Source organism: Acinetobacter sp. SwsAc2, from assembly GCF_013391465.1.
GTDB classification, from domain to species: domain Bacteria; phylum Pseudomonadota; class Gammaproteobacteria; order Pseudomonadales; family Moraxellaceae; genus Acinetobacter; species Acinetobacter johnsonii.
This window is the reverse complement of the sequence record NZ_JACBEZ010000008.1, coordinates 39,393-52,696: the sequence shown is the minus strand read 5'-3', so window position 1 is coordinate 52,696 and position 13,304 is coordinate 39,393. Positions and strand designations below refer to the sequence as shown.

Here is a 13,304-nt window from a genome sequence, read left to right as displayed (position 1 = left end):
TATCTGACCTGTAATGAACATTACACACAGCAAGCTTAAATAGGTGTCTATACGCTGGCTAATTTTAATCCACTTTATTTCTGAGATAGAGTGATCTTCATTCAGAGGTGATCAGAATCTGGCACAGCCTATGTTTTACAATCTATAGAGGTTAAAGCCATAAAGTAAATCACCACAAAGACCTTTATTTTTTCATCCATATCAAAGAAAAAGCCCTCTTCTGAGGGCTTTTCCAATGTCTTAAAACACGATCTACATGCTATTACTTAGCAGCTTCACCCCAAGCAGGTACAACTGCTTTCATCAGAGGTTTCAACATTTTCATAGAACATGCCAGTACTTGGCCATTTTCCATAGATTCGCTACCACCACGTGCATCAACCACTGTACCGCCCGCTTCTTTCACGATCAACTCACCAGCTGCGATATCCCAAGGCTTTAAGCCGAGTTCGAAGTACGCATCGAAACGACCTGCTGCAACATACGCCAAATCTAATGCTGCAGAACCTGTACGACGGTATTGTGCGCCAGCTTCAGTCACATTTAACAATGAATCAAAATGATTTTTTGCATAAGAAATCACTTCACCATTACGTTTTGCACGGTAAGCATGACCCACAGACATGAATGTATTTTCAAGGCTGTCTTTCACATTTACACGAATACGACGTTGGTTCATCATGGCACCACGACCACGACTTGCAGAGAACAACTCATCTTTCACAGGGTCGTAAATTACGCCGTGTTGAGTAATGCCCTTATGTTGAACTGCAATAGAGATACAGAAGTGAGGAACACCGTTAATGAAGTTTAGAGTGCCGTCAAGTGGGTCAATGATCCAACACCAATCTGCGTCGTGACCTTTACCTTCTTGAAAACCAAACTCTTCACCAAGGAAGCTGTGATTTTTATAGCTTTTACGTAGGGTATCGATAGCCAGTTGTTCCAAATAACGGTCTACACGCGTTACAGGACCATCAATTCCTTTTTCTTCGACTTGTAGATCGAGCTTATGACGATTTTGATGCGCTTTTAAAAGCTCTTGACCGACTAATTGAGCCGCACGCGCAGCCATCACCACCATAGGTTCCATTGAACACCCACTACAATTTGAAGATATTGATAAAGAATAATGCATAAAAGCCCGCGCATCTTATCAAAGATCGGGGCTTTTAGGGAAAAAATGTTTCTAAAATTTAAAAACGGTGCTTAAACCATATGTACAAGTTTTAACCACGCTTGGCGCACCGAGCTTTCAATGCCTTCTGCATCTAGTCCTGCCTGATGCAACATTTGCGCATGTGTGGCTTGATGCATGAAGGTATCCGCTAAACCGAGATTTAACATCGGTTTCACGATTTGAGCTTGTGCCAAATATTCATTGACTGCACTGCCCGCACCCGCCATTACCGCATGTTCTTCAACCGTAACAAATAAAGCCGTTGATGGTGCTAAAGTCGCTATCATCTTTTCATCAAGCGGTTTAACAAAGCGCATATTCACCACACGAACCGCTAAATCTTGCTCAGCCAATGCCTGTGCTGCCTCTACTGCGGCCTGAACACGACTCCCAAAGGCAAGAATGCTAATAACGTCGTCTTGGGCATCATTCAAGCTCGCTACAATTTCAGCCTGACCAATTTCGATCGGGGTCATCTGTTGTTGAATCTCAACCCCCAAGCCATTGCCACGCGGGTAACGCACTGCAGCAGGACCATTATATAAATAAGCGGTATGCAACATTTGACGACATTCATTTTCGTCTTTAGGCGCCATAATCACCAAATTCGGTACGGTGCGCATAAAGGCATAGTCATAGGCCCCAGCATGAGTCGGGCCATCTTCCCCCACTAAGCCTGCACGGTCGATACCAAAAGTGACATCGAGATTTTGCAGAGCCACATCATGAATCAATTGATCATAGCCGCGCTGCAAGAAGGTCGAGTAAATGGCCACCACAGGTTTTAAGCCTTCACATGCCATGCCCGCCGCCAAAGTCACCGCATGCTGTTCTGCAATCGCGACATCAAAAAAGCGCTGTGGATACTGTTTGGCAAAACCCACCATACCTGAGCCTTCGCACATGGCAGGGGTAATCGCCAGTAAACGCTCATCTTGTGCGGCTTCATCACATAACCATTGACCAAAGACATCTGAATATTTGGGCGCCGTTTGCGGAGCAGACTTGGCATTTATTTTTGTAATCGCGTGATATTTGATTTGGTCAGCTTCAGCAGGTGCAAAACCTTTGCCTTTTTTGGTATAAACATGAATTAAACGTGGCCCTTTACGTTTTTTCAATGCGGTAAAGACTTGTGTCAACTGCTCAACATCGTGCCCATCAAAAGGCCCAAAGTAATCAAAACCAATCGCTTTAAAGACGTTGTCAGCCGCATCTGTCGCTGCGCTATGTAAGCGTGAGTTATAGATCCATTCAGGATGTGGCTGTACATAAGCTTCGCCATCCGCCGAAATATTAATGGACTGACCACTTTCCCAAATCGAAGCCAAATGTTTAGCAAAACCACCTGTGCTGCATGAAATCGACATATCGTTGTCATTCAGCACCACCATCAGGTCCGCATCATGCGCGACTGCATCGTTCATGGCTTCAAAGGCCATACCTGCTGTCATCGCCCCATCACCAATGATCGCGACCACTTCACATGGATTGTTTTGATAACGACGTGCCAGCGCCATACCTAGACCTGCTGAAATCGCAGTCGAAGAATGTCCGACTCCAAAGGTATCAAACACCGATTCATCACGCGCAGGAAAGGCAGCCAAACCATCTTTAGCACGAATAGTCGTGAGCTGTTCACGGCGGCCCGTCAAGGCTTTATGCGGATAAGCTTGATGACCGACATCCCAAATTAAGCGGTCATTCGGCGTGTTGAAGCAATAATGTAATGCCACGGTGAGCTCGACTACACCGAGGTTTGCACCAAAGTGTCCCCCACTTTGTCCTGCGGCATACAGAATAAATTGACGTAGCTCGTCTGCCACTTGTGCTAATTGACTTTGCTCAAGCGAGCGAAGTTGTTGAGGATGATCAATCGTATCCAACAACGGTGTTACAGGGCGATGAGCTGGTATTTCTGTATACAACATAATATGGCAAAGCCTTCTAAAGCCTGGCAAATCTAGCTAGGTCAAATGGGTAATTCGATCATATCGTCGAATGCTATCACCTTCAATCAGCCATATTTCTAGCGATGCAGTTTTGAGCAGTGCTCTCACTGGGTGTTCGTTTAGTGCAGGTGATTATCCTGAATAATCTTACTATTTATCAACTATTATCGTTCGCTTTATACAAAAAAGAAAATCTTCTACATAAATTCATGGATGCAATTCTACCAATGTCGATGCATTACGCTATACTTTAGCCAATTTCTGAACTATTTACAGGTTTAGCTGTGCCTATTGAATTTGTTGCTACATCCCGTTTACCGACTGCTTTTGGTGAATTTAACATCACCGTATTTCAAGATCCTAAGACCGGTGAAGAACATGTTGCACTCTCAAAAGGTTTGGATCAGCCGATCACAGAACCCGTTTTAGTCCGTGTTCATTCCGAATGTCTCACGGGCGATGCCTTTGCTTCCTTAAAATGTGACTGTGGTCCACAATTGCAAGCCACGCAAAAACTGATCAATGAAGCTGGGCAAGGCGTGATTCTGTATTTGCGCCAAGAAGGTCGTGGCATTGGGCTGACCAATAAAATTCGTGCTTATGCGCTACAAGACCAAGGGCATGACACAGTCGATGCCAACCTAATGCTCAACCTCCCTGCCGATGCACGTCGTTATGACATGGTCAGTATTATGTTAGATCATTTAAATATTCAACAAGTCCGTTTGATTACTAACAATCCATTGAAGATTGCAGCACTGCAAGAACAAGGGATCAATGTGGTGGATCGTGTGCCTTTGACGGTCGGTTTAAATCCTTTCAATGAAGAATATTTAAAAACCAAACATGAACGCATGGCACACTTGTACAAGAAAGATGATTTTTAAAATTTAAAAACTTACTCTAAGCCTGCTTGAAAAAGGCTGGCTTAGAGCACTTCAATCAGATTAGATGGTCATGGAGAAAATACGACTCTCAGGTCGACGGCGTTTTAAATGCAAATCAAACGCCATACAAATATTGCGGACAAAGGCTTTGCCCTGCTCAGTCACCCGTATACTGTGTGGTCTAATTTCCAATAAACCATCGTCCTGCATTTCTTCCAGTTGTCCCAAGACCTCAGCCAATTCCAGAAATTGCATATCTGAATCTGCCCACGACGTCTGAAAGCTACACATCAAATTTAAAATGTGGCGACGAATTAGCAAATCTTCAGCACTCAAAATATGCCCGCGATAGACGGGAAGTTCATTGTTTTCGAGTCGCACATAATAATCTTCGAGTTTTTTTTCATTTTGCGCAAAGCTATACCAGCTATCGCTGATGGATGAAATACCTAAACCTATCATCACTTGGGTTTTTGATGCGGTGTAGCCCATAAAATTGCGATGCAGAGTGCCTGCCTGAAATGATTGGTACATCGCATCACTTTCTAAAGCAAAATGATCCATACCAATTTCATGATACCCCTGCGCAAGCAGCTTCTTTTTCCCTTCTTCATAGCACTGCCGTTTTATTTCATCTTTCGGCACATCATGGTCTTTAAACCCACGTTGCCCGTTGCCTTTGATCCAAGGCACATGCGCATAACTATAAAAGGCCAGACGGTCTGGGCGTAAACGATTGGTTTGATCAATGGTGTTGAGCACATCATCCAAGTTTTGAAAAGGCAGACCAAAGACCAAATCATGTGAAATTGAGCTATAGCCTATTTCACGTGCCCACTGCGTCACCTGCGCAACATGTTCAAAAGGCTGTATCCGATGAATGGCTTTTTGTACGGTTTCATTATAATCCTGTACCCCATAACTAACACGGCGAAAACCCAAGTCATACAAGGCTTGCAAATGCTCCCGTGTGGTGTTGTTCGGATGCCCTTCAAAGCTAAACTCATACTGCTCGGCAATCTCTGCATGCGCAAGGATGCCTTCAATTAACTGAGTTAAATGTGCTGGAGCAAAGAAAGTGGGCGTTCCTCCACCCAAATGAATTTCTTTAATGCGCGGCTTTTCTTCAAGCCATTCACAATAAAGAGACCATTCCTTTAAAACCGCCTGAATATAGGGCTGCTCCATCTCATGCTTTTTGGTCACGCGTTTGTGGCAGCCACAAAAAGTACAGAGACTTTCGCAAAAAGGCAGATGAATATACAAACTTATGCCTTCAGTTGAATTCGATTCAGCAAACGATGTTTTCAGCGTCTGTTTCCATTGCTCTAAAGAAAACTGCGCCTCTTCCCAATACGGCACCGTTGGATAACTGGTATAACGTGGACCAGGAACATTGTATTTTTGAATCAATGAATCGCGCATATTTACCATCAGTTCTTCCGCATTCAGAAGATGCAGCCTATTCTGCATCGCCAAACTCGGGTCTGTACTTTGGTTATTCTGCTGAGCTTAGAATCAGAATTCAACCTAGCGAATTGGTCAGGTTATTTTCGAATGGCAGCATTTCATTTTTGAATTGCTTCACAACATCGAATGCTGCAGTAGGACTCTTCGGAAAATATTCTTAATCTTTTTGCTGTTTTATGTTTTGATGTAGGCAGTTTTCATCTTTTTCCATGAGGCTTTTCATGCAGCACCCAACGTCTGCGGATATCCAACGTGTTCGCGAATTTCTCCTCGACTTACAAGCTCGTATTTGTGCCGCACTTGAACAACAAGAACGTGCAGGTGGCGGGACTGCGCAGTTTGGAATAGATGATTGGGAGCGTCCTGAAGGCGGTGGGGGTCGCTCACGCGTACTGCAAAATGGTACGGTGATTGAAAAAGGTGGAGTGATGTTCTCACACATCAACATATCTAAACTCCCTGCTTCAGCGACTGAACGCCATCCGCAAATTGCAGGCGCCAAAGCACAGGCCATGGGTGTTTCTTTAGTGATCCATCCGAAAAATCCAAATGTCCCGACTTCACATGCAAATGTGCGCTTATTCGTGGCTGAAAAAGAAGGTCAAGATCCAATTTGGTGGTTTGGAGGGGGCTTCGATCTCACTCCATTTTATCCCAACGATGAAGATGTACTGTCATGGCATCAGACAGCGCATGACTTATGTGCGCCCTTTGGCGCTGAAGTCTATGCCGAACATAAACAATGGTGTGATGACTACTTCTATTTAAAACACCGTGACGAACAACGTGGTGTCGGTGGATTGTTCTTTGATGATCTCAATCAATGGGACTTTGAAACCTGTTTCCAATATATCCAAGCTGTGGGCAATGGCTACCTCAACGCCATTCTTCCAATCTTCCAACGTAACCAAGACAAGCCTTATAGCGAGGCACAGCGCGACTTTCAAATCTATCGTCGTGGTCGTTATGTTGAATATAACTTGGTTTATGACCGCGGCACGCTCTTTGGTTTACAAACAGGTGGCCGGATTGAATCGATTTTAGTGAGCTTGCCAAATTTGGCGGGTTGGTCATATCGAACTGAATGGGAGCTTGATTCCGCTGAGAAAAAACTCACCGATTATTACCTCAAACCACAAGATTGGCTCAAGCTGCTCAAATAGACACATAGACTTACAATTCTAAATCCCCCACGTATGCCCTTTTCACCAGATTAGGGCAGCTTATACATTAAATTTTATATATTTCCCGATCAATTCCCCGTAGAATGACCACTACACAAAGCGTCATTTCTTTGCATTTATTAAAACATTGTCACAGGTTTAAAACAGTAATTGGGTTCTTTTAAGTTCGCAAAAACCGTAAACTAAATTAAGTAATTTTCAATACATTCATTTTAATGACATCAATGTTTAATATCCTCCTTTGTGTTCTATGAGGCCCCAAACATGTTCGCAAAAAGAGTTAGCTCTACCACCATGGTTCTTTTCTGCTTTGCTATTGTGTTGCTAAGCTCGATCAGTACCACCATTTTTTCTGAAAGTGCATTCAATGACAATGCTTCCATCAGCATCACTGTATTTGCAGGTATCGGCTTAACCCTGACCGCGGCAAAGCTATTGTTTGATACGATTCACAACATCTGTAATCCATAAGCCCTTCTGCTTCAGAAAAAATAGTCTAACGCTTTAGCCTGAGTCTAATTTGCCGTATATTGAACGGCATTTCTCATATGGACTTGGTGCGATGAGCAAACAATTCGCTGTCATTGGCAACCCGATTGAGCAGTCTCGCTCACCTGAACTTCACCATGCGTTTGCACAAAAAATGGGGCTCGACCTCAACTATAGTAAACGTCTTGCGCCATTCGATGGCTTCCTCGCCAACATTCAAGAATTCTTCGCCCACGGTGGCATAGGTCTAAACGTCACAGTTCCATTTAAAGAACAAGCCTTTGCCGCCTGCGCAGTCCTCACTGAACGCGCTAAAATTGCGAAAGCAGTCAATACGCTGTGGATGGTCGATGGTCAACTGCATGGAGACAACACCGACGGACAAGGCTTAGTCGATGCCATTCGTGCGTTGGACTGGAGTTTAGACCAGACTGATGTGTTAATCATCGGTGCAGGTGGTGCAACTCGCGGCGTCATTTACCCACTGGTACAAGCAGGGGTGAAAAAAATTGTGATTGCCAATCGTACCCTTGCCCGTGCAGAGCAACTGGTGAGTGACTTAAAAACAGCTGTACCGCAAGCTGAATTACAAGCCATCGGCTTAGATGCACTCGAAGGGCAATTTGATTTGGTGATTAACGCAACCTCTGCCAGCCTAAGTGGCGATGCCCTCATTCTGCCTGAAGATTTGCACTTTCAACATGCTTATGAAATGGCCTATGGCAAACCCTCAACTTTTTTAGATCAAGCCAAAGCTCGCGGCGTACCTACCTCAGAAGGCTACGGCATGCTGGTTGGTCAGGCAATTGAATCTTTTTCGATTTGGAATGGCATCAAACCCAACCTCAGAGACTTTTTATAAGCACAAATAAAAAAGAACCTCTGCAGAGGTTCTTTTTTCAGATTAGTTCATGTGTTTCTGTACGGCTTTATAGGTCTCGTAATAGGTCGAATCGCTAAAGAAGTCGTCATGTTCAAGCTTCAAACCTTGCAACGATTTTTCTGTCAATTGACCTTTTAAGTCATCTGCAAATGCTTTAGCAAAGACTTGTGCAGACTGAGTCAAATATGCGCTCTGCTCTTGGTCAATCTCATAGGTATCGGTAAATTTTTCTTGATAGACCTGAGCAAAGACCGCTTGCTTGGTTTTGTATTTCTTCGCCAAATCCTTCCAATGCTGATTTTCTTGTACATTTTCCAACGCATCATTAACAATATTGGCGATACTTTCACCCAGCTCATCAAAGTCTTGTTTGTGTTGTAAAGCATGTTTTTGACGTAACTGAGTCAGACGTTTAAGTGCTGCACCCTTCGGCTCTGCAACATCCATGAACTCATAGGCATACACTTCTGAAATTTCATTGATGGTCGCTGAGCTATAGTAACGAATATACTCTGGACGCTGTGCGGCAAACATCAAAGCAAATACCGCTTGGTAGGCTTTGACTTCAGAATGATGACGTGCATAACTTTGCTGCGCTGCCTGCTGGTAATAATCTGAAATAGCCTTAGGTAATTCTGTTGTGCTTGATGATGCGCTCTCTACACTTGATGAATCTGCACCTAACGGGCCCAGCATGCCTTTCACTACATTTTCCAGCAATGAACCTTTAGACACTTCCTCAATCGATTTGGCATTTCTTAAAGCTTGACGGTCAATGGCGGTCGCACTGCCATAATTAAACACCTGATTGGTGCTCTTAATTTGCAGCTTACCAATTTGCTCATCGCTAATCACAATGTTGTAATCCATGTTTTGCGCACGACCTTTTTGGTCCAGTCCAACATCCATCACAAACGGTGAACGCTCACTACCCAGCTGTGCCATGATTGGTGTAATTTCAGCCTGATGTTTTTGCCAAAGTTGTTTAAAGCTTTGTGCGTCTACCAGTTGCTCTGTTTGATACGCACTAAAGAGTGGTTTCAGCTCTTCCAAAACATTGGTCGCTGCTTGTCCAAAAGTCTCTTCATCTACAGATTCATTGGTTATTTTAGGTGCAAGTACATCAATATCTTGATAATCACGGCATGTGGTCACTTTACCAATAGGAATGTTCTTGCTGTTGATGAGCGCATCGCAAGCTTCTTCAGATAGCGTATTTGGTGCTGCAGAAGCAGACACTTCAGTTGCTGTCTCATCAGCATCTTCTGTCGCGGCCTGCGCATAAGCCACATCTGCTGCTGCATCAACCGTAGCATCGGCAGCGGCATCTACAACAATGTCTTGTTCATCGCTCTGCCCATAACCACTCAGGTTCTGCATTTTTTGGTTCACCAAATGACTGACACGTTCGAGTGAATCATAGGCTGGGTCTTCACTTGCACTACTTGCAGCAATCTCTGCTTCTTTCGCTGCCTGCATTGCATCTTCCGCGGCGCTTGGTGTTTTTGCAGCATCCTCAATCAGACTCTCAGCATCCAAAGCTTGTATCTGCTGGGTATAGTGCAGTTTATTGACGTATTCAAATAAGCCCAATTGTACTTGTGCTGTTTCTAAGTCACCCATATAGCGAATTTTTTTGCTTAGGCCGGCTTCTTTTTCTGACTTGCTTAAATCAACACTATGCACCTGATTTGGCTCTGCCAAAGCATATGGCAGTGCATTCATTTGTTTTAAGTATTCAGCAAACTTTTTAAAATCAATATTACCGAATGCTTCTTTATGCTTAGAAAAGTCAATGTAGGCAAAACGATCCTGACTTTCACGGTTTACCATGAACGGCATAAAGGCAAAGTAGTTGGTGTAAAATTTATAATCATTAAAATCAACCACCATCGGCAACTGTGCTTGCACTTGTAGGGTTGGTTTTTGATAACTTAACTGCAAAGTCAATGCTGCCAATTTTTGACGGAAATGCACAGAGCCTTGATAACTAAACTGTAAGTCATTGAGTAAATTTACCAAAGATTCTGCGATTTGAACCTTAGCAGACCGTGATTCACCACTGCCATACAACGATGCATACGGATTTTGTTCACGCGCAAGTGCATAATATAGGGCTTGTTTTTCTTTGGCCGTAAAAGAAATCTTTTGATTTTTTAATAGTTGATCTAATTGTTTTTTCAACTCTGGATCTAAGTTCGTCCCATTTGACTGAGTATTCGACTTAGAATTTGGCTTGGACTCATTAAAATTAAAGTCAGATTGAATAGAGAACTGACCTTTAAAATCATAGCTGGCATTTTCAAACATGGCATTTAGGCCTTGCGTGGCTTGTTGCCCGAGCTGCTGATCTGAAGAGGCATTGGATTTAATGACATGCTGAGTACACCCACTGATACTCAAACCCAATAAACAAAGTGTTATATATTTTAAGCGCATAATACTTGCTGAAAACCTGAGTTAATTATAGTTTATTAAAAAAGTACATGATCAAAAGACCACCGAGTCAGTGTAACAGAACTGTCTTTTTAGATTGATGATTTTATCTACCAATTCGCCTTTCTGACATTTTCTCAAGTCGGATCTATCAATGTATTTTGATACGATGTATGAATAATGAAATGATCGATTTAAATAATCCAATACTATTTCTAAATTAGGATTACACACATGCCTGCATATAAAGCTCCCTTACATGATATTCGCTTCTTAATGAATGAAGTGCTGGATTATCCTGCACATTATCAAACCCTATCGAATGGTGAAGCTGCCGACGCTGATACGGTAGATATGATCTTAGAAGGCGCAGCAGATTTTTGTGAAAATATTTTATCTCCTTTAAACCAATCGGGCGATGAAGAAGGTTGTACCTTCGACAATGGTGAAGTGAAAACTCCAAAAGGCTTCAAAGACGCTTATGACCAGTTTGTCCAAGGTGGCTGGCAAGGTTTGTCTTTCCCTGAAGAATTTGGCGGTCAGAACCTGCCACAATCATTAAACCTGATTAAATCGGAAATGATGGGTACAGCAAACTGGTCTTTCCAAATGTACCCAGGTTTAAGCATCGGCTGTATGAACACCATTTTACAATTTGGTACAGACGAACAGAAAAATCTGTATATGCCGAACTTAGTGGCAGGTACATGGTCTGGTACCATGTGTTTAACTGAACCTCAGTGTGGCACCGACTTAGGTCAAGTAAAGACCAAAGCTGAATTAAATGCCGATGGCACTTATAGCATCTCAGGCACCAAAATCTTCATCTCTGCAGGTGAACAAGATTTAACTGAGAACATCATTCACATCGTACTTGCTCGTCTTCCAGATGCACCTGCAGGCACCAAAGGGATTTCACTGTTCATTGTGCCTAAATTCTTGGTCAATGCAGACAGTAGCCTTGGTGAACGTAACCCTGTGACCTGTGGTTCAATTGAACATAAGATGGGGATTCGTGCTTCTGCAACCGCAGTGTTGAACTTTGATAATGCTGTCGGTTACTTGATTGGTGAGCCAAACAAAGGCTTACATGCCATGTTCACCTTCATGAACACCGCACGTATCGGTACGGCAATTCAAGGTATTGCACATGCTGAGCTTTCTTTCCAAGGTGCACTTCCATATGCCAAAGAACGTATGTCTATGCGTGCACTTTCTGGCAAGAAAGACCCTGAAAAAGTCGCTGATGCCATTATTCACCATGCTGACGTTCGCCGTATGTTACTGACACAAAAAGCGATTGCTGAAGGCGGTCGTTCAATGATTTATTATGCAGCACAAATTGCAGACAAAATGGCCGATGCACTTGAGCGTGGCGATACTGCTGCATTTGAAGCACATGATGATCACTTAGGTTTCTATACCCCAATTTTAAAAGGCTTCTTAACTGAATTGGGCTTGGAAGCGGCAAACCACGGTATGCAAGTCTATGGCGGGCATGGCTACATTAAAGAATGGGGCATGGAGCAAATTGCACGTGATGCACGTATTGCGACATTGTATGAAGGCACAACAGGTGTTCAAGCACTGGACTTGATTGGTCGTAAAGTACTTCTGACCTCTAAAGGTAAAGTAATTCGTGACTACACTGCTGAAATTCTGAAATTCTGTGGTCAACATGCTCGCAACAAATACATGCGCCGTTTTGCTTGGGACTTAACTAAGCTTTGCGCGCAATGGAATGCTTTAACTGTTCGTATCATGCTGGCGGCTCGTAAAGACCGTGACATCGTGTCATCTGCATCTGTCGATTTCTTGATGTTCTCGGGCTATGTAATGATGGCTTACTTCTGGGCTCAACAAGCGGCTGTAGCTTCTGCTAAATTGGCATCAGGTGAAGGTCAAGAAACACCTGAATTCTACAAAGCAAAAATTAAAGTAGCTGACTTCTATTTCGAACGTTTATTGCCACGTACCCAAGGTCATGCCGAAGCAATGGTCAATCCTTCAAAAACCATGACGTCATTGGCTGCTGAACACTTTAGCTTTGATTACTAAGCTAAAGAACTGAATGCATCATCCTATTCATGTACCTTATAAAATAGGATGACAATCATCACAAATAAAAAATCTAACTATCGGCAGATAGTTAGATTTTTTGTCTAAGTTGTTGGATGATTTTACTTTACAGTGACAGTAATACTGCCTGTGTTCGCTGCACCAATCGCTGAGGTTTTGATGCTGTCAATTGTGTTTTTAAAGCCTTTAGTATTCACAGAAGCATCAACGGAACCTGAGTTAAATGCTAGATTTGCAGCAGCATAATTACTCAAAGTACTATTCAACTCTTGATAGTATTCAGTATCAACAGATCCACTAACAGCAGCTTCAACACCTGAATCTAGTTGTTGATGATAATGACCGCCCACATCTTTCCAAGCATTCAAAGAAGCTTCAAACTCTCCACTAAATGCTCCAGAACTCACTTGATACACATTACCTTGTTCAAGCGTGATATTACCTGTGTTCACGGCACCAATTGCGGAGGTTTCAATATCTCCTAAATTATTGATTCCACCAGCAGTATTCACAGTTGCATCGATACTGTTAGTATTAATGGCAAGATTCAAAGCACTTCCATTTGTTGCATTTTGCGCTAATAAATCAAGAGTGTCTTGTAAACCTGTATTCACCTGTACATGATGTCCTCCCCCAGCCAGTGCAGCACTTGATAGGAAAGCTACAGATACAGATAAGGCGATTGTTTTGATAGTATTATTCATAATTATTTCCTTATTCACTCTAAAGTACTCCTCGCTAAGT

10 protein-coding genes are annotated in these 13,304 nt (G+C 43.0%); 5 read left to right on the top strand and 5 right to left on the bottom strand.

Going from position 1 to position 13,304, the window contains the following annotated elements; all coding sequences use genetic code 11:
- Positions 1–262 precede the first annotated feature (262 nt).
- Together HYI04_RS05365 and dxs are read right to left on the bottom strand one after the other, a co-directional pair.
- Positions 263–1,093: an inositol monophosphatase family protein gene (locus HYI04_RS05365; protein WP_004691373.1), complete on the bottom strand. Its 831-nt coding sequence runs from the start codon at positions 1,091–1,093 to the stop codon at positions 263–265.
- Positions 1,094–1,209: 116 nt separating this feature from the next.
- Entirely contained in the window at positions 1,210–3,111 is a 1,902-nt protein-coding gene (gene dxs / locus HYI04_RS05360) for a 1-deoxy-D-xylulose-5-phosphate synthase (protein ID WP_178895960.1), read from the bottom strand.
- 305 nt (positions 3,112–3,416) lie between these two features.
- Between dxs and ribA the strand changes: the two genes are divergently transcribed.
- The gene (gene ribA, locus HYI04_RS05355; RefSeq protein ID WP_058870370.1) at positions 3,417–4,019 is read left to right on the top strand and encodes a GTP cyclohydrolase II; all 603 of its coding nucleotides are present in this window, start codon (positions 3,417–3,419) and stop codon (positions 4,017–4,019) included.
- Between the two features lie 60 nt (positions 4,020–4,079).
- On the opposite strand, the gene hemN is transcribed toward ribA, so the two are convergent.
- A complete protein-coding gene (gene hemN, locus HYI04_RS05350; RefSeq protein ID WP_178895959.1) occupies positions 4,080–5,444 on the bottom strand; it encodes an oxygen-independent coproporphyrinogen III oxidase in 1,365 nt (454 codons plus the stop codon).
- 266 nt (positions 5,445–5,710) lie between these two features.
- On the opposite strand from hemN, the gene hemF reads away from it, so the two are divergent.
- The 3 genes from hemF to aroE all read left to right on the top strand — a co-directional run bounded on the left by hemF (position 5,711) and on the right by aroE (position 8,024).
- Entirely contained in the window at positions 5,711–6,652 is a 942-nt protein-coding gene (gene hemF / locus HYI04_RS05345; protein WP_062032571.1) for an oxygen-dependent coproporphyrinogen oxidase, read from the top strand.
- Between the two features lie 285 nt (positions 6,653–6,937).
- Positions 6,938–7,144, top strand: a complete 207-nt coding sequence (locus HYI04_RS05340; RefSeq protein ID WP_086208984.1) for a hypothetical protein — start codon at positions 6,938–6,940, stop codon at positions 7,142–7,144.
- A gap of 91 nt (positions 7,145–7,235) precedes the next feature.
- Entirely contained in the window at positions 7,236–8,024 is a 789-nt protein-coding gene (gene aroE / locus HYI04_RS05335) for a shikimate dehydrogenase (RefSeq protein WP_062032576.1), read from the top strand.
- A 42-nt stretch (positions 8,025–8,066) separates the two neighbouring features.
- Here aroE and HYI04_RS05330 read toward each other — a convergent pair whose 3' ends face one another.
- Positions 8,067–10,484 carry a hypothetical protein gene (locus HYI04_RS05330; protein WP_178895958.1) on the bottom strand — a complete coding sequence of 806 codons (2,418 nt, stop codon included), beginning with the start codon at positions 10,482–10,484 and terminating at the stop codon, positions 8,067–8,069.
- Between the two features lie 231 nt (positions 10,485–10,715).
- On the opposite strand from HYI04_RS05330, the gene HYI04_RS05325 reads away from it, so the two are divergent.
- Positions 10,716–12,539, top strand: coding sequence for an acyl-CoA dehydrogenase C-terminal domain-containing protein (locus HYI04_RS05325; RefSeq protein WP_178895957.1), 1,824 nt, complete (start codon positions 10,716–10,718; stop codon positions 12,537–12,539).
- Positions 12,540–12,661: 122 nt separating this feature from the next.
- Here HYI04_RS05325 and HYI04_RS05320 read toward each other — a convergent pair whose 3' ends face one another.
- Positions 12,662–13,264: a hypothetical protein gene (locus tag HYI04_RS05320; protein WP_062032585.1), complete on the bottom strand. Its 603-nt coding sequence runs from the start codon at positions 13,262–13,264 to the stop codon at positions 12,662–12,664.
- Positions 13,265–13,304 lie beyond the last annotated feature (40 nt).